This is a genomic window from Stieleria sp., assembly GCF_041595215.1.
GTDB lineage: Bacteria > Planctomycetota > Planctomycetia > Pirellulales > Pirellulaceae > Stieleria > Stieleria magnilauensis.
Genome location: NZ_JBFHKV010000029.1, coordinates 1 through 18952 on the forward strand (window position 1 = coordinate 1; position 18952 = coordinate 18952).

General features: G+C 59.6%; 11 protein-coding genes. 7 read left to right on the forward strand and 4 right to left on the reverse strand.

Annotated elements, in window-relative coordinates:
- Positions 1 to 209: 209 nt before the first annotated feature.
- Entirely contained in the window at positions 210 to 1511 is a 1302-nt protein-coding gene (locus tag ABX749_RS02185; protein WP_372894569.1) for a PQQ-binding-like beta-propeller repeat protein, read from the reverse strand.
- A 201-nt stretch (positions 1512 to 1712) separates the two neighbouring features.
- Here ABX749_RS02185 and ABX749_RS02190 point away from each other — a divergent pair, with 201 nt between their 5' ends.
- Complete coding sequence (locus ABX749_RS02190) at positions 1713 to 4664, forward strand: hypothetical protein (RefSeq protein ID WP_372894570.1); 2952 nt, start codon at positions 1713 to 1715, stop codon at positions 4662 to 4664.
- Positions 4665 to 4691: 27 nt separating this feature from the next.
- Here ABX749_RS02190 and acpS read toward each other — a convergent pair whose 3' ends face one another.
- Both acpS and trpS read right to left on the reverse strand, forming a co-directional pair.
- Entirely contained in the window at positions 4692 to 5069 is a 378-nt protein-coding gene (gene acpS / locus ABX749_RS02195) for a holo-ACP synthase (protein ID WP_145218320.1), read from the reverse strand.
- A 67-nt stretch (positions 5070 to 5136) separates the two neighbouring features.
- A complete protein-coding gene (gene trpS, locus ABX749_RS02200) occupies positions 5137 to 6120 on the reverse strand; it encodes a tryptophan--tRNA ligase (RefSeq protein WP_372894571.1) in 984 nt (327 codons plus the stop codon).
- A gap of 337 nt (positions 6121 to 6457) precedes the next feature.
- Between trpS and ABX749_RS02205 the strand changes: the two genes are divergently transcribed.
- The 6 genes from ABX749_RS02205 to ABX749_RS02230 all read left to right on the forward strand — a co-directional run bounded on the left by ABX749_RS02205 (position 6458) and on the right by ABX749_RS02230 (position 18544).
- Positions 6458 to 7636 (forward strand): TIGR03000 domain-containing protein, encoded by a 1179-nt coding sequence (locus ABX749_RS02205; RefSeq protein ID WP_145218316.1) that lies wholly within the window; start codon positions 6458 to 6460, stop codon positions 7634 to 7636.
- Positions 7637 to 7836: 200 nt separating this feature from the next.
- On the forward strand, positions 7837 to 8790 hold the full coding sequence (locus ABX749_RS02210; protein WP_372894572.1) for a hypothetical protein: 954 nt from the start codon (positions 7837 to 7839) through the stop codon (positions 8788 to 8790).
- A complete protein-coding gene (locus ABX749_RS02215) occupies positions 8787 to 10091 on the forward strand; it encodes an HTTM domain-containing protein (protein WP_145218312.1) in 1305 nt (434 codons plus the stop codon). The genes ABX749_RS02210 and ABX749_RS02215 overlap by 4 nt, the downstream gene beginning before the upstream one ends.
- Positions 10092 to 10172: 81 nt before the next feature.
- On the forward strand, positions 10173 to 10946 hold the full coding sequence (locus tag ABX749_RS02220) for a hypothetical protein (RefSeq protein WP_372894573.1): 774 nt from the start codon (positions 10173 to 10175) through the stop codon (positions 10944 to 10946).
- A 23-nt stretch (positions 10947 to 10969) separates the two neighbouring features.
- Positions 10970 to 12547, forward strand: coding sequence for a sulfatase (locus ABX749_RS02225; protein ID WP_372894574.1), 1578 nt, complete (start codon positions 10970 to 10972; stop codon positions 12545 to 12547).
- A gap of 651 nt (positions 12548 to 13198) precedes the next feature.
- Complete coding sequence (locus ABX749_RS02230; RefSeq protein ID WP_372894575.1) at positions 13199 to 18544, forward strand: DUF4011 domain-containing protein; 5346 nt, start codon at positions 13199 to 13201, stop codon at positions 18542 to 18544.
- A 218-nt stretch (positions 18545 to 18762) separates the two neighbouring features.
- Here ABX749_RS02230 and ABX749_RS02235 read toward each other — a convergent pair.
- The coding region (locus ABX749_RS02235; RefSeq protein ID WP_372894576.1) for an alpha/beta fold hydrolase at positions 18763 to 18952 on the reverse strand (190 nt) is incomplete at its 5' end.

Below are 18952 nucleotides of genomic sequence, written 5' to 3' on the forward strand. Positions count from 1 at the left end.
CAGTCGGCATCTTGGCAAGGACTCGTCGCCTCGTCCACTACCGCCTACCCGAAACGCAAGGTGACAAGGAGTGCTAGCGCTCTGTCCAGATGTGAATTTAGGATTGCTGAAGTGCTACACCAAGATGAAATGTAGCCAGAGCACTCGCCGGACAGCGTCACGCGTTTTCGAGTGAAAGCCGGCAACGGCAACGAGTCCGCCCGTTGCGATCACTCGCCGATGCGATACAGCGCGTGGCGGGTGCGTTGCAGCAAGCCGCCCTCGACGGGCACCGGGCTGGCCACGGTAAACGGTTCGTTGTCGGCCAAGCGGTTGGTTTGGACGACGTCGGGGCTGCTGGAATCCAACGGACCGACGACGTAGGTCGTGGCGTCTTCGCTGGTCACGTACAAATGGTTTCCGGCCACCAGCGGTGAGCTGCTGAACCCGATCCGGGACTTCGGCAACTGCACCGTCCAGATCGTCTTTCCGGTCTCCAGCTCCACCGCCGAGACGGTGCCTTTGGCGGTCTTGCCGTCGGCGATGAAGTAGACGCGATCGCCATCGATCGCGGGTGTCGGCACGTCGCTGCCAAGATCGTCGCGGTGCCACACGATGCTTTCGCGTCCCTTGCCGGCGACAACGTCACTGATTCGACAGGTCGTGACGGTGGCCCCGCGTGAGTACGGACACACGATCAAATCACCTTGCACCGCGGGCGAGGCGATGGAACGAAAAAATTTCTCTTGGTCGGGATTGAATCCGCCGACGCGTCCCAGTTCACGACCGTCGCTGGCCGCGTGGATGGTCAAGTGGTCGGCCCCCATCACGGCGATCAGATTTCGGTCTTCCAATGCGATCGGCGTCGCGTAACTTTGCGCCGCCTCTTCGGGGGCTCCCAATCGGCGATCGACCTTCCAGGCCACGTCACCGGTCGCCCGGTCAAAGGCCACCAGATAGCTGGGACCGGACTGCATCACCGCGACGACGACCAAATCGTTGATCAAGGTCGGACTGGAACCCAAGTCCCACCACAGCGTGTCCTCCCCATACTTTTTCTGCAAATTGACTTGCCATTGAATCTCACCGTCCAGGTCGACACAGGCCAGATCTCCGCTGCGGAAATAAGCGTACACGGCCTTGCCATCGGTGACCGCCGACGGGTTGCTGCCGCCGCCCTTGCGATGCTTGTTTCCGCGATCGCTGCCCAAGGCGGTCGTCCACAGTCGCTGGCCGCTGTGAACATCAATCGCCAGCAGCGTGTTCTGCCCCTCGGCCCCTTCGGTCAGAAAGGCCTTGGAATCGGCCAGGACAGGTGTGCTGCCGCCCAGACCCGATAGAGCCGTCGTCCACGCGATATTCGATTTCTCGCCCCACTTGATCGGATAAGACTCCCCCGCGGCGACGCCATTTTGATTGCCGCCACGCCATTGCGGCCACGGACTGTCGTCTTCGGCCATTGAATAGGATGAGACACCGAGCGAAACGGCCGCAGTGGCAAACAGGACGAACGCGATTCGAAACGACCGCATGGCGGGATTCCTCTAAACAGCTGGGAAAGCGGAGATGGGGGTGGGGTGATCGCCTGAGAGATCAGGGATCCATCTGTTATGATGGACGTCGCGAAATAATACCAGAGGAACCGCGGGTCGCGGTCCATTCCAGGCGGAGCAGTCGACCGAAGCGGGCCGCAAACTCGGCTCATCCACTCCCAATTGATGACGATCGTCGAAATGAGACTCCAGCGTTTGCGAAATTCAAAGCGGTTTAGTGGACCGTCGAGGCCGGCCGCCGGCCTGCTCGCCCTGGCCATCGCGTGGGCACCGATGCCGACTCAATCGCAAGACACAACCCCGGCGCCACCCACGGCCACCGAAACACCATCCGACGCGGACCGCGGGACACGGTTTCCCGAATCGCTCGACCAGCCCCGCAACTTGGCCCGGGATCGTTACGTCGATCGCCAACGGGCGACCCTGGAGATGTGGCGACTGCGAAAACAATCTCGCCAAGCGGTCCAGGATGCGGCCCGCCACCCGGACCCCGAAGTCGCCGAGCGCGCCGCTTGGATCCTGAAACAATGGCGCAGTGCCTCGCTGCCCGGCGTCGCCCAAGGTCCCGCCGAACTGCTGCTCGATCGAGGCAGCCCGTCGGCGTTGGCATCGGTCATGGAACAAGGTGCCTTTGATGCCGTCTTGGTCGCCGTCGAAGAATCAGCCGGGACGATTGAGTTCGATCAAATCAAACAACGGGTCGTCACCTTGTTGTCCCAGCGCTATCCGTTTTACTGCGACAAAGCGTTTGCCGCGGGGACCGAAGCGGACCTGTTGAACCTACTCGACGCGGTCGCCATCGATCGCAACGTCGCGACCGCCTGGCGTGACTTGAAACACTACCTGCACCCGGCCCAGCCCAAGCCCACCAACGACGCGGAACCGCTGCCATTGGCGGATGCACTGCCTTCGGCTGAAGCACTGCCTTCGGCTGAAGCACTGCCCTCGGCTGACCAGCTGCCCTCGGCCGCATCGCTCTGGAGTCCGGCCGAACGAGCAACCTGTCTCGCACAGTTCGCGATGCTGCGTGGCGACGTCGAACAATCGATCGCCCATGCGCGAGCGGCCGGTGATCCTGTCGTGTTGCGGATCGCTCGCATGCTGGGCGACCGCTGGCAGGAGATCGCAGACGACGCCTTTGAAAGCGCCGCTTCCGCGGCGACCCCGGACGCACGGATCGAAGCCTACGCGTGGGCCTTGGCCGCCACCGCACGCACGGGTGATCAAGTCCGCTTTGACCAAGCCCAATCGCAACTGTTGGCGATCCAGCCGGACGAGCCGGACGCCATCGATGATCTCCGCTGGCGGGCGTTGGCCATGCACGCCCGCGTCGACCAAGCGATCGACGTGATGGCCGCCCGCGACCCGGCCGCCGCGGCCAAGATCGCTTGCGCCGCATCCCGATTCCGACGCGCCGAGCAGCTCTGTGGTTACCCGCTGGAACAAATCGCCAGCGACCTGGACGGCTGGATCAAGGACGCGTACATCGATCAAGCCAACTTGCCGGCCGGGTCCATCGCACCCTCGATCGAGCGTCTGTATTCCTTGGCGCGACTGCTGGTCAACATCGGTGACACAGACAACGCGCAGCGAATTTACCGTCGCTTGACGCCCCGCCAAGTGATCATTTCTCCCTACGGTGCTTCGCTGCGAGAGCAAACCCTTGTCGAACTCGATCTGATCAATCGCTTCGACTGGATGCTCGACATCGCGGTCGCACCTGGGGAAAATGCGATGACCCAGCGAAGCCAGTACATCATCGCCCAAGCCCTCAACACCGAATCGGAGGCATTCCGCAAGGTACTCGATCGGATCAAACTGATCCGACCGGCACATGATTTCCGCGAACGATTCCGAATCACATTTCAATTGTTCCGGGGCAAACAACCGGACGGGTTTGGTGACTCGGACGACTTTGAAGCGTTGCTGGAATTGTTGCTGCACGACGAACAGAGCAAACGCAGCGGCGGTCGCACGCTGCAAGTCGAACAGATCTCACTGGATCTCGACATCGTCGACATGTTCATCCGCCAAGGCCGGGTGGAACTCGCCCGCCAAGGCCTCGCCGCGTTGACGCGTGCCCGAGAATTGGACGCGTTGATTTCGTCTGCCGAAACAGAATCCGAACAGGGCGACAATCGGGCCGCCGAAGAACTTTGGCAACAAGTCGCCCGCCAATCCGCCCAGTACACGCCGACCAATGCATTGATCACCGTCGATCACGGACTGTCCTACGCCAAATCGATCGTCGGCAGTTGGATCCTGGCCAAACGCGCCGGCCATCGCGAGATCGCCGAGCAATTGGAAAGCCGATTGCGTCTGATGCTGACGTCTCCCTCGATGAACTTTCGCAAAGAACTGGCGGACCATTTACGAGAAACTGGACAGCACGAACTGGCCGTCGAAGCGCTCCGCGATCTTGCCGTGTCGGCAAGTTTCGGCGGTGACGACGCGCCCGATTTCTTTCGCGTCGCGGTCACCTACGTCGGCTTGATCGATGATCTGAAAGAAACTCACCCGATCGCCTTGGACGAGTTGCAGATCGATTCATACGATGCGGTCAAATGGAGCGACCTGGCTGTCTTGGGATTATTAAAAACGTCCCGGTACCACGACACCGCGTTCATCTCCGTCCCGCTGAGTGTGCGCAAGACGTTCCTGCAACACGCGATCGAAACCGCGGACGAAACATTGGCGCGTCATGCGATCGATCAAATCGAATCGTACGATCCGATGAACATCGATTACGGCGAACGGATGCTGCCCGAACTCCGAAAAGCGGGCTTGGATCAACTCGCCGATTCGGCATTTGATCGCCTGATGGATCACGGACTCGAACAGATCCGACGGTACCGCACCGATGCCACGACGTTGAACAACTTGGCGTGGGCGGCGGCGATGAACGAGCGACGCCTCGACGAAGCCCTGGAACTGTCCGAGCGCGCCGTCCTGCTGGAACCCGACAGCGTGATCTATCGCGACACGCTCGCCGAAGTGCTGTATCTGTTGGGTCGAACCGAAGAGGCGTTGGCGATCGAGTCGGCTTGTTTGCTGGACGAACCCGACGAATGGCACCTGCACGAGCAAATCGAAAAGTATCGAAAACTGCTACAGCCTGATCGCAAGAACTGACGGTCGATCCCATCGACATCGACCGGATCACGATTCGGCGATCACGTGGGCCACCGCGTGGGTGCGACAGGCCGAGACGCTCAAGTGCAACAGTGCGATGTCGTTTTCGTTGGCGCACTGCAGCGCGTTTCCGCTCAACACGATCTCATGTCCGGCGCCGGGGCGAACGATCACTTCGATCTCATTCCAGCGGACACCACGTCGTCGGCAATGCAGTGCTTTCATCACCGCTTCTTTGGCCGCCCAACGCGTCGCAAAGTGGCCGGGCGCGTCGGCGGTCTGGACACAGTACTCAATCTCATCGGCGGTATAAACGCGTTCGAGAAACTGCTCACCGTGCGTTTCAATCATTTTTGCGATCCGCACCGTTTCGACGATTTCAGTGCCGGTGGCAACGATCGACATGGTGATGGCTATCCAGGCGACAAAGGGATGTCCGGACGAAACTCCGGCGTATGGACACCCCTTTAGTTTACTTCAGCCCGGATGCCTGTTGGGCCCGCAACAAGACCTCGGCGGCCACCGATCGGGCACGCTCCGCACCGGCCTGCAGCACTTCGCCGACGTAGTCCAAGTTTTTCTCCAAATCGACTCGCCGCGCGCGGGCGTCGGCGAAATAAGCCTCGCTCGCTTCGGCGATCGCCTTTTTCACCTCGCCGTAACCGAAACCGCCGCGACGATACATCGCCGCCATCTCGTCCCGCTGCCCCGAGTCGGCGAACAAGCTGTACAGTTGAAACAAGTGGTCTCCGGCCGGTTCCTTCGGCTCTTCCATCGGCCGACTGTCGGTGGTGATCCGCATGATCTGTTTGCGAATCGGTTTGACTTCACCAAACAACGGCAACGTATTGTCGTAACTCTTGCTCATCTTTTCGCCATCGGTTCCCGGCACTTTGGCGCTGTCATCGAGCACGTTGGCCTTGGGCATCACAAACGTTTCGCCGTACTGGTGGTTGAACCGACCGGCGATGTCACGGCAGACTTCGATGTGCTGGACCTGGTCAGCGCCGACGGGCACGAGTTGGCTGTCATAGGCCAAGATGTCGGCCGCCTGCAGAACCGGGTACGTGAATAAACCGGCGTCGGCGGGAATCCCCTTGTCGACCTTCTCCTTGTAGGCCACGCAGCGCTGCAGCAGCCCCATCGGGGTGCCGCTGAGCAAAATCCAACACAGCTCGCTGACTTCGGGAACATGCGACTGGACAAATAACGTCGCCTGCTTTGGATCCAATCCGAGGGCCAACAGATCGAGCGCGATGTCCATCACGTTTTGCCGCAACTGCGCCGCATCGCGGACCGACGTCAATGCGTGCAGGTCGGCAATGAAATAGAAACCGTCGTTCTCTTCCTGCAGTTGGATGTACTGACGGATGGCACCAAAGTAATTGCCCCAGTGCGGACGGCCGGTGGGCTGAATCCCCGAAAGCACGCGTTTGGGTGTTGCAACATCGGTCATCGAAAAGAATCCGTCGGAGAAAACTGGGGCGGGAAAATCACGTCCAAGAGGAATGCCGGCAGGATTGTGTTCGATTGGGTGAATCCTTTGAAGAAGGGCCCGTGATTTTTAAATCCAGCGCCCGGCAACTGAACACCCGTCCCATTCCAAGTGGCGTTTCCCAACCGCCGCCGACGGCGGGTTTGCGCCGCGGCCGATGTGCGATCGCGTCAAAAAGCACGCAGTCGTCAAATTTTACCTTATCTGCTTGATTGCCCCATTTGTACCGCTATCCTACCACGGTCTGCCGGAGAGTCCGGCAAACTTATATCAGCGGGATCGGAGGGTATTTACAACTATGACGCGTTTTCGATTTTCGGTCTGTTTGGCAGTGTTGATCGCTGCGGCGGGCTTTTCTGACCTTGCCGCGGCCGGCGGATCTTCGGGAGGCTCTTCCGGAGGTTACGCGAGTTCGGGCGGTAGCAGCGGAGGGCAAGTGGCCCTGTACGGTGCTGCGTCGTCCGGTGGCAGCTACGGATCTTCGGGCGGTTACGCCAGCAGCGGCGGTTCCTCCGGCGGCTACGTCGGTCCCTTGCGCCGTCTTGCGGCCCGCATCCAAGCCAACCGCGACGCTCGGCGTGCCGGTGGCAGCAGCGGCGGTTCGTCCGGTGGCAGCAGCGGCGGTTCGTCCGGCGGCAGCAGCGGTGGTTCGTCCGGTGGCAGCAGCGGTGGTTCGTCCGGCGGCAGCAGCGGTGGCGTCGCCTACGCGTCTCCCGCGGTCGGCTACTCCGTCCCCTTGACCCGCCTCCGTTCAAGCTCCGTCGCGATGGCCGGATACGAGTCCTCGTCGATTGAATCGTCCTATCAGCAGTACACGCCGCTGAACAACTCGGTCGCGAACACCCAGTCGCACAACGAGCCGGCAACGACGGCCGCGGATGAAGCTCGCTACGAATCGGTCAAACCGGCGCTCGACGACGACGCAGCCTTGCTGACCGTCGCCGTGCCCAACGACGCAGCCAGCGTGCTGGTCAACGGCCACAAGACGACCAGCGATGGAATGGTTCGCCAATTCATGTCGCGTGGTCTGAAAGAAGGCTACCTGTACACGTACGTCGTCGAGGTCTCCTATGACCACGACGGCCAAACGAAAACGGAAAGCCGTGAAGTGAAACTTCGCCCCGGCGACAACGAACGCATCGTGTTCGAGCCGCCGACCAAGGCCCAACCCGCCGCGGATGACTTGAGCGCCAGCGTTGCTCCGGTTCAGCCGACCACGGTCACCGTCGTCAAATTGCACGTGCCCTCGGGCGCGAAAGTCAATCTGGCCGGCAACGACACCAACGGAAAAGGCTCGATCCGAACGTTCCGCACGACTCAACTGAAGTCGGGCGACCGTTGGAGCGACTACACCGTGCGTGTCACCGCTGAAGTCAACGGTCAACTGGTTTCGCGTGAGCGAACGATTGACGTCGTCGCCGGTAGCACGAACGAACTGACATTCGACTTCGATACGTCGACGGTCGCGAAACGCTAGACGCGGCTTCGAAATCAACGACAAGTTTTTCTCAGCGCCTGATCGGCCCCGTCCGATCAGGCGTTTTTTTATGTAGATTACTCCCCCCGCCAAGCCCGGCGTCTCTACAAATCCGTGCCGGCTTGGTTAGTCTGTATCGTGTTTTTCGACGTCCCCTTCCCCTCGGGACGCTCCCGTCTTCTCCAGTTTTCATGATCCGGATGTCCAAGCGACGCAGTCCGAGCAACCGCACCCAACGAGACGCTTCGTCGGGCCCTGAGCCCCTGGCCGGCCACGACGAGGCTGACGGACCGCTCGATCAGCCGTCCGATGAAGCCGCTCCGCGACGCTGGAAACTGATTGCCAGCGGGCTGATCCTGTTCCATCTGTTGGCGGTGGTGCTGCCACCGCTGGCGTTTCAAACCTTCAGCCTGGATGGACCCTCGCCGCTGGTCGGCACGTTGATCCGGCCGTTCGCCGGTTACGGCCAGTTTCTGCACATGGACCGCGGCTATGCGTTCTTCGCCCCCGATCCGGGACCGAGTCACCTGATTCAAGCAGCATCGACCAACGCCGACGGAACGCTGACCGAGCGGATGTATCCCGACCGGAATGATCAATGGCCGCGATTGCTCTATCACCGACATTTCATGTTGGCAGAGTTTCTCAATGATTCCTACTGGCCTCCCGGCCCTCCCAATGAAATGTTCGAATCGGATCGCCCCGCCGCCGAACTCTGGCAACAACGCCGCGGACGCTACGAATGGATCCGACAATCGATGGTCGATCATTTAAAGAGCGTCAACGAGGGTCGCGAAGTCGCCATCCGTCGCCTGGAGCACGGATTGCCCGGACTGCAAGAGTACACCGAAGAACCGATCGCGCTCGACGATCCCCGGCTGTACAACGTCTTGCTCGACCAGCCGATCTTCAGTGACGAAATCGCCCCGGCCCCGGTGACCACAGAAGTGATTCCCGCCCCCGAAGTCAACGGCGGCGCCGACGGTGACGGTGACGCCACATCCGACTCGCTCGAGGGCCAATCGCCCGATTCGCCGGCTTCAGATTCGCCGGCTTCAGATTCGCCGGCTTCAGATTCGCCGGCTTCAGATTCGCCGGCTTCAGACGCCGCATCGACCGAGCCGACCACCACCACACCGGAGCCCCAGTCATGAGCGGTCCTTCGGCGACGGCAGGCTCCACAGACGAAACGTTTGGCGACGCGCTAGGCCGGTGGGCCGAAGCCTGGGATCGGTTTTGGTTTACCCCGACGCGCCCCCACACCTTGTGCGTGCTGCGAATCCTGACCGGAGCGATGTTGCTGTACTGTCACGTCGTCTTGGCCAGCGACTTGTTGGCGTTTGTCGGGCCCGACGCCTGGATGAGCAACGACATGGCGCGTCAGTTGCACGACGGCGCCTTCGGCACCAGCGACTGGGCACGCAGCTATCTCTGGTACTTCGACAGCCCCACGGTGATCTGGCTGCACCACGGCGTCACCCTGCTGGTGACGGCGATGTACATGATCGGACTGGGAACCCGGATCACCATTCCGCTGGCCCTGTTCTTGCAGTTGATGTACCTGCATCGATTGACCGGCGCGTTGTTCGGACTCGACCAGATCGTGACCTACACGACGATGTACTTGGCGCTGACGCCGTGCGGAAGCCGGTTCTCGATCGACGCCTTGATTCGAAAACGATGGCTCGACAAATGTGCGACCTCCGCGTTTTGGCGGTTCATGTTGCCCGATGATTCGCCCAGCGTCGCGGCCAACATCGGCACACGGTTGCTGCAACTGCATCTCTGCGTGATCTATCTGTTCGGTGGATTGTCCAAGGCGCGTGGTGAAACCTGGTGGAACGGAACGGCCGTCTGGTACGCCGTGTCGAACTATGAATACCAGTCGATGGACATGACATGGATGTCACGCTACCCGGCGATCATCTCGGCGCTGTCCAACGCGACGCTGTTTTGGGAAGTCTTCTATTGCGCGCTCGTCTGGCCCCGAGTGACGCGTCCGTTTGTGTTGGCCGTTGCCGTCGGCGTGCATGCCTCCATCGCCCTGTTCTTGGGCATGATCACGTTCGGGTCGATGATGATCATTGCCAACGGGATTTTTCTCTCACCACGCCTGTTCCAAAGCAAAGCACAACGACAGGCCGACGACGAGACCGCGGCGCTGATCGAAAACGACGAAGTGGCAGACGTCGAAGCTGCCGAGCAGGAATTGACACAGCAGCTTCAGAATCCAGACCTGTCGGCCAGCGAACGGGCTCGGCTGAAAGAGAAACGCGACAAGATTCGCGCCGCGGCCGCCCGCGTGAAACGCCGCTATCGGGCGCTCAAAAAACGTGAAGAAAAGTACGAGGCACGGGTCAAAAAGCTGCGTGAGCGGGAAGCCAAGATCAAGACGATCGTGCAAAAACGCCGCGAACGCAAATCCCATGACGACGGCGATTCGACGATCGAGTGAGACCGCTCAGACACGAGCGCGAACCAGCTGATTCTGGTAGAATGGTGTCTGACGTTTTAAGCCCCGAACCGAGTCGCATTCATGGCCGATCCGGCCCCTTCTGACTTCACCGATCCGGCGTTTCTCGCGGCCCGCGAAGCCGCGATGCGGGCCATGCCGGCGCCGCCCGATGCCCCACCCTGGCGTCCGCCGTCGTATGCCGACGCCTTGCGGATCAGCGAAAAAATCACGTCCGATTACCGCGAACTTCATCGGCCAGATTCCATGGATGTCAAACCAAGCGAAGTCTGCGCGGCGCTGCAGCAGGGCGGCGTCAAGAACTGGGTCCTGATGGGACTGCACGGATACGTCGGCTACATGAGTGACCCGCGCGCAACCCAGGACGTCGACGTGCTGGTGCCTTACAGCCAAAAAAAGAAAGCGGTCAAAGCGATCTTGCAACGCTGGCCAACACTGATCGTCGGAGAAATGGAGTTCGTCGTCCGCTTCAGAGATCCCGACGACTTGGACGAGAAAGACCAACCCAAGGTCGTGATCGATCTGATGTTGCCGTGGGGAAAGCTACACGAGTTTGTCCTTCAAAATCATGTGCTCGTCGATCCAAAATCGGGACATCAGATTCCGAGTTTCGAAGCCGCACTGGCATGCAAATACGCACCGATGGTTTCACCGTATCGACAATTTGAACGGAAAGCCCAGGACGCGGCAGACTTTCGCAAAATGATCAAGTTTCACAACGGAGTTGTCGATCGCGACATGCTCCGTCAGCTTGGCAACATGGTTTGGGAAAACGGCGGAGAAGAAATCCTCTCGTTCGTCGACTTAGCCATGACCGACAAACAGTTTCCACTTTGACTTTCGTTCCGACCGGATCTTTTATGCGTCATTGCATTTTCGTTCATTGTCATTTTGCGCTGGCCGCATGCTTGTTCGGCGTGCTGCCCCCAGTCCATGCTGAATCCGCTCCCCGCCCCAACATCCTGTTGGCGATCGCCGACGATTGGTCCTACGGCCACGCCAGCGCCTACGGATGCCCGTGGGTCCAGACACCGAACTTCGATCGCATCGCACGCGAGGGATTGCTGTTCCACAACGCCTACACCCCCAACGCCAAATGCGCCCCCTCGCGGGCGATCATCTTGACCGGCCGCTATTCGTGGCAACTCGAAGAAGCGGGCAACCACATGTGTTACTTCCCGGCAAAATTTGGTGGCTACGTCGAACGCTTGGCCGCCGACGGCTACTTCGCCGGATTCACCGGCAAAGGCTGGGGACCGGGAATCGCCAACGATGCGGACGGAAACCGCCGCGCGATCACCGGCAAAGCCTATTCCCAGAAAAAGGCCAAACCGCCGACTTCGAAAATCTCCAACAATGACTACGCCGGAAACTTCGAAGCCTTCTTGTCCGATGCACCCAAAGGGAAACCCTGGGTGTTCTGGTACGGGACCACTGAACCGCACCGGGCGTATGAATACGGGTCGGGTGTGCGACTGGGAAAGAAACTGACCGACATCGACAACGTGCCCGGTTACTGGCCCGACAACGAAACCGTCCGCAACGACATGTTGGACTACGCCGTCGAAGTCGAACACTACGATCATCATCTCGGACGCATTCTCGATGCGCTCCAAGCCGCCGGCCAGTTGGACAACACGCTGATCGTTGCGACCAGCGACCACGGCATGCCGTTCCCGCGTGCCAAGGGCCAAGCTTATGACGAGTCCAATCACATTCCGCTGGCGATCCGTTGGCCTGCTGGGATCAAGACGCCCGGACGTGCGGTCGAGGACTTCGTCGATTTCGCCGGTCTGGCGCCAACCTTTTTGAAGGCAGCCGGCGTCACTTCGCTCGGCCCCATCATGCAACCCACCAGCGGTCGCGACTTGTTCGACGTCTTCGAAGCCTCCGGTCCCGTCGCCGGTCGCGATCACGTGTTGGTCGGTAAAGAACGCCACGACATCGGGCGCCCCAACCGCGGCGGTTACCCGATTCGCGGGATTCGAAAAGGCGACTTGTTGTACTTGCACAACTACGCCACCGATCGATGGCCGGGCGGCAATCCCGAAACGGGTTACCTGAACTGTGACGGCGGGGCGACGAAAACAGAAGTCTTGCAGCTGCGTCGCAACGGGACCGCGACCACGTTCTGGAATCTCTGTTTCGGCAAACGACCCGCCGAAGAACTCTACGACGTCGCCGCGGACCCCGATTGCATCAACAACCTGGCGACCAGTCCGAAGTTCGCCGACCGACTCGCCGAACTTCGCCAACAGATGGAATCCGAGCTGAAAGCGCAAGGCGATCCACGGATGTTCGGCAACGGTGACATCTTCGACGCCTACGAGTACACGTCCCCCAGCACCGCAGGCTTTTACGAGCGTTACATGTCCGGCGAAAAACTTCCCGCCGGATGGGTCAACCCGGACGATTTCGAGAAGCAACCGCTGGACTAAGCACTCCGGCAATTTCACCGGACTGTCTATCGGAAATAAGCCCCACCGATGGCAGCGCGAACCCGCGGATGACAGGCTGCAAAAGATCCGTGGGTTCGCGCTGCTATCGGTGCGCTCAGTGGTCATTCCATCGCTCCGCAAACTGCAGCCTGCCCCCACCCCCGCTCGACAAACGCAATTCGATATTCAAATCTGGACAAAGCGCTCCAGCAGTTTCACCCGACTGCCCATCGGAAAGAAGCCCCACCGATTTCAGCGTGATCCCACGGATAACAGGGGGCAAAAAATCCGTGGGTTCGCGCTGCTATCCGTGGGCTCAGTGGTCATTCCATCGCTCCTCAAACTGCAGCCTGCCCCCACTTCCGCTCGACAAACGCAATTCGAAATTTAAATCTGGTCGGGTGCCCGCCGACAATAAAACTCTCCTCACCGAGAATGGTCATCGATCGACGAACCTGGCCAACTGGGCTGCCGTCTCTAAGTGTCCGCGTGCAATCCCCCTAATCGATAGAACCCGCTCGCGGTGATAAAACGGTGCGGATCCTTGTCTCCGGATCCTCGTCCCGACATCCTGAAAGCGTAGAATTCGGCCGCGGCAGTGCATTTCGGCCGCGAATCAATTGATTCAGGACCCTCGCACGGGCTTTTTCGATGACTCCCTCCTCGACCGACCCAGCGTCTTCGCTGGATGTCAGTGATGATGATTTACCGCACACGGACCCGTCGACGTCGATCGAGTTCGAACTGTCCCGCAGCGTCAATTTCGCCAGCTACCAAAATTCCGTCCCGGTTCTGCGTCAGCTGCGTGTCCGCAATCGGTCCCAATCTCCGCTTTCTCAGTTACGGTTGGAACTAAGTTCCGAGCCTGGTTTCGTCAAGCCGAAAACCTGGATCATCGACCGCATCGATCCCGGCACGACGTTGACGCTCGATGACAACGAGATCCATCTGGACGCGGGCTATCTGAACCGACTCAATGAAGCCGAGCGAGGCGAACTTCGATTCACCTTGTGCGATGCAAACACGGTGCTGTGCCGACGTGAGGCGGAACTCCGTGTACTGGCCCGCGATGAATGGGGTGGCGTGCGGGCGATGGGCGAATTGCTGTCGGCCTTCGTCATGCCCAACGATCCCGCCGTTGCGGGGCTGCTCAAACAAGCCGGTGAAATCCTCGCCGGCAACGGGTTTTCGCCGTCGATGGACGGCTACCAAAATCACGATCCCGCGCGAGCCCATTTGTTGGTCTCGTCGCTTTGGTCGGCCATCGCTGCCAAACAATTGACATACGCGAATCCACCCAAGAGTTTTGAATCACGCGGCCAGAAGACGCGTCCCCCGTCGACGGTCTTACGCGACGGACTGGCGACTTGCTTGGACAGTTCCCTGCTGTTTGCATCGGCGATCGAAGCCGTCGGACTTCATCCGGTCATCGTGATGAAACATGACCACTGTTTCGTCGGTGCCTGGCTGGTCGAAACCTGCTTCGGTCAACTGATCGAACCGGACTGCTGCGAAGTCCGCAAGGCGATCGCCGCGGGAGAGTTAGTCGTCTTTGAAACCACGCTCGTCACACAACGACCGGCCCGATCGTTCGACGATGCGATCAAAGCCGCTATGCAACAGCTTGCCGAATCCGACGAAGACCGCTTCGTCGCGGCGATCGATGTGGAACGGGCGCGGATGGTCAAGATCCAGCCGCTGCCTTCCACCACCGATCTGCCTTCCACCACCGATCTGCCTTCCACCACCGATCTGGCCGATTCCACCGAGACGAGCGACGTCCCCTCGGCACCGACGCTCTCGCTGCCCCCGTCGACTGCAGCACCGTCTGTTCTTTCAACGATCGAGGAACCGCTCGAACCGAAACCGACGACACCAGAAGGACGCATCGATCGCTGGCATCGAAAACTGCTGGACCTGACGCTGCGAAATCGACTGCTGAATTTCAAGTCCACCAAGCAGACGATTCCGTTCTTGTGTCCCGAGGTTTCAAAGCTGGAAGACCGGCTCTCCAGCGGAAAAAAGCTGAAACTCGTTTCGTTGCCCGACGCCAACGTCGCGGCGGGCCGTGACACCGCCCATCACCAAAAAACCAATCTCGAAGACCTGGAACTGGAGTACGCCAACGCCGCCCTGGCACGCAACGAAGTCTGCGCGACGATCGGCGGCGAAGAGCTGGCCAAACGCCTGGTCACCCTTTACCGAAGTTCACGCAACGATCTGGCCGAAGGCGGATCGAATACGCTTTACCTGGCCGTCGGATTCCTTCGCTGGAAAGAACGCCCCAGCGATTCACGCAGCTTTCGCGCCCCGTTGTTGCTCGTTCCCGCCAAGCTGCTTCGTCGAAACGCCAATTCGGCGTACCGACTGGCACATCATGAAGACGACGTTCGTTTCAACGCGACGCTGATTCAAAAGCTGAAACGGGATTTCAATTGCGACCTGTCCCGATTCGAATCGGAATTACCCACCGACAAAAACGGGGTGGATGTCCAACAAGTCTTTGATTCGGTTCGGCGCGCGATCCGTGAGTTGCCCGGATTCGAAGTCGTGGACGAATCCGCACTGGCATCGTTCTCGTTTGCCAAGTACCTGATGTGGAAGGACCTGGTCGATCGCAGCGACCAATTGGAAAAGAACCGCGTCGTCCGTCACTTGGTCCGCAATCCTGAAATCGCGTTCCAACCCGAAGTGGAAACGTCGATTCCGGACCAGGGCGAAATGGACGGGCGTTTTGAACCGCGTGAGTTGATTCACCCGTTGGATGCCGATTCGTCACAGTTGGCCGCCGTGATGGCTGCGGCCCAAGGTCACGATTTTGTGCTGGTCGGTCCGCCGGGGACGGGAAAAAGCCAAACGATCGCCAACATGATCGCACAGTGTTTGGCCAGTGGAAAAACCGTCCTGTTTGTCGCCGAGAAAACGGCCGCGTTGGATGTCGTGCAGCGTCGTTTGGAACAAAACGGCTTGGGTGATTTTTGCGTCGAACTGCACAGCAACAAAGCCGAACGCAAACGTTTTCTGCACCAACTGGACCAGGCATGGCAAAACGGCGGAATCAAACGTCGCACGGCGTGGAAAAAGATCAACGAAGATCTGCAATGCTCCCGCGACCAGCTCAACGCCTACGTCCAAGCACTTCATCGCCAGGCATCCAATGGCTGGACCGCCTACCAAGCCATCGGGGTCTCCGTCGCCGGCCAGTCACTCGAAACGGCGGACTTGTCTTGGCCCGACCCTGACCAGCATGACCAACACGCCTATCGGCATCTGGAAACGCTGGCCAATGAAATCTCGCTCCACTACGCCGCCGTCATCGACATGGACCCGCTCGACGCGGTGACGAGAACCGAATGGTCGATGCAGTGGGAACGCGAACTGCTCGATCAATGCGAAACATTGATCGAGGCCATCGACGACTTCCGGCCCGAATTGCAGCGTTTTTGCGCCGCGTTGGGACTGCAGGACACGAAGCAACCCGCCGACACATCATTCTCGTACCTCCGCGATCTGCATCGGCTCGCGATCGAGTTGGCCGACACGGTCAACGATGACTTCCGCACCGTCTTTGACGACCAGCTGGATGAATTGCCCGAACACCTCAATGAGTTGGACGATGCGATCAACGCCTTTGATCGCGCTGCCGCCCAGTGTTCCCTGACCTTCGACGATGACGACCTACGACGCATCCCCGTCGACCAACTGGAACAGGACTGGAACACCGCCGTCGCATCGTACTGGCCAATGTCGTACCTGCGAAAACGGGCCGTCATCAAATCGCTGCAGAGTGTTGCCAAACTCGGTGTTGCGGATCCGCCGAACGATTTCGCGCCCATCCGCGAAATGCAACGTGCCATCACGCGTATTGACCGGAACCCGCTCGCCAGCCGCGACCACCTCTGGCAGCACCGACATTCGGCAACCGCATCGATCGGCCAGCACCTGCAACGTTGTCAGGCCTTGCTGCAAGTCATTCGTCGAGTTGCCAAGCCCGACGCGGAAACGGATTCACAATTCGAGACGCTGCGGCAGACCCTGGAACCGTTTTTGCGTAAGCGATCTTCTGACGTTCCGCTGTTTGAAGTGGTGAAACAATACGCGGACGACTTTGTAGCCTTCGACACCGCGGCAGGCCGATTCGAACACGTCGCGGGAAGTCGAGCGCACTCGACCGAATCGACCAACTGCTTGACTGATTCGCTCGAGATGACGCGACGGATCCAAGCGAACCGCACCAAATTGCAACGTTGGACGGCGTGGCAATCCGTTCGCGGACGCGCGTGTGAAGTCGGCTTGGAGCCCATCGTCTCCGCGACGGAAGATCGCAGAATTCCCTGTGACGAAGTTGCCGATCGATTTCGTCTGGCGTACGTCCGCTGGTGGCTGCCGCGGATGATCGATTCCGATCAAGTGCTGCGCGAGTTCCAACGATTTCAACACGAGAACACGATCCGTGAATTCATCGAACTGGATGCCAAGGCCCGCAGTGCCGCGGCCAGTCGCGTGCGAAAATCGGTGGCTCATCGTTTACCCGATCAAAGCGACGTGCCGCGCAAGTCGGAATTGGGAATGCTTCGCCACCAGATCGGATTGAAACGTCCCAGCAAATCGATTCGCGAACTCGTCTCGATGATGCCCGAGCACTTCGCCTCGCTGGCCCCGTGCCTGTTGATGTCGCCGCTTTCGATCGCGCAGTATTTGCCCGCCGATCAACCGCCCTTCGACGTCGTGATCTTTGACGAAGCGTCCCAGATCACCACTTGGGATGCGATCGGAGCGATTGCCCGTGGTCGCCAAACCATCATCGTCGGCGACCCGAACCAGTTGCCGCCGACCAATTTCTTTGGCAAATCCAACGATGACGAAGACGACGAGGAACTGGAGGACTACGAGCGTGATTTGGAAAGCATTCTCGACGAGGCAAAAGCGTCCGGATTGCCGACCTTGCAATTGAATTGGCACTACCGCAGTCGACACGAATCGTTGATCGCGTTCTCCAATCATCACTATTACGAAAACAAACTGGTCACGTTCCCGTCGCCCGAAACCACCGACAGCGCCGTCACGCTTCGGCACCTGCCGCATTCGCGGTACGACCGTGGGAAGACACGCACCAACCCGATCGAAGCCGAAGCGATCGTTGCCGAGTCTGTCGCGCGGATGAAACAATGGTTGGAATTGCCCGAACAGGATCGCAAGACGCTCGGCGTGGTCACGTTCAATAGCCAGCAACAAACGTTGATCCAGGATTTGTTTGACCAGGCCCAGCGTGATGACCCGACGCTGGAATGGTTTTTCAGCGACGATCGAATCGAACCGACCGTCGTCAAGAACCTGGAAAACGTCCAGGGCGACGAGCGAGACTTGATGCTGTTTTCGATTACGTTTGGTCCGGGGAAATCCGGCAAGGTCCCGCTGACCTTCGGAGCGCTCAACCGTGACGGTGGCGAACGACGCTTGAACGTCGCCGTGACCCGGGCACGCGAAGAGCTGATTGTTTTCTCGTCGTTTAAAGCCGATCAATTGCCCGCGGAGAATTCCAAATCACGCGGCGTGCGGGACCTCAAGTCGTTCTTGGCCTTCGCCGAAAAAGGCGCCGCGGAATTTCATCGCCCGGAACCAGAATCCGATGCGACGCCGAAGTTCGGATCGGCATTGGAAGCGGCGATCGCTGATCGACTGCAATCGCGGGGCTGGGACGTCACACCGCAGGTCGGCGTTTCTGGTTTTCGCATCGCGTTGGCGATCCGCGACCCCCACGACAAACGCACCTACCTGGCCGGCATCGAGTGCGACGGCGCCACCTACCGCAACTCCGCCACCGCACGCGACCGAGACAAGACGCGTCAATGGGTGCTGGAGAACCTGGGCTGGAACATCGTCCGAGTCTGGTCGCGCGACTGGTGGTACGATCCCGACGGCGCCACCGATCGCTTGGACCAAGAGCTGCGTGACTTGCTGTCGCAGCGGCAATCGGACGGCTCAACGACCGATTGATCGAAACAGTAGCGAAGCAACGACTGAATAACGTTGCGTAGCTGCCGTCGCCAGACGGCGGCCTTGACGAGACGGCGATGGCAGAATGATGGGGTGGCAGAATGATGGGGTGGCCGTCTGATTCTCGCTCCGCGATCTAAACAGTCTGTACATCATTTTGCCCCGTATCATTCTGCCACTTAAATCATCCGCGACCGGGGATTTTTTATCGCTCTCGGTCATCGGCTGATCCTCACGTCGTCACTTAAAGCCCAATCGTTGTGCCCACCCGAAATCGCGGTGAAGCGGGCGTGGGGGATCTGCTTGGCCAACGCTTGGGCGTGTTCGATGGGAATGATCTCGTCGCCGGTGGCTGCAAAGATCTCGACCGGCCCCGCATAGTCTTTCAGTGCGTCCACGTTGTCCCAA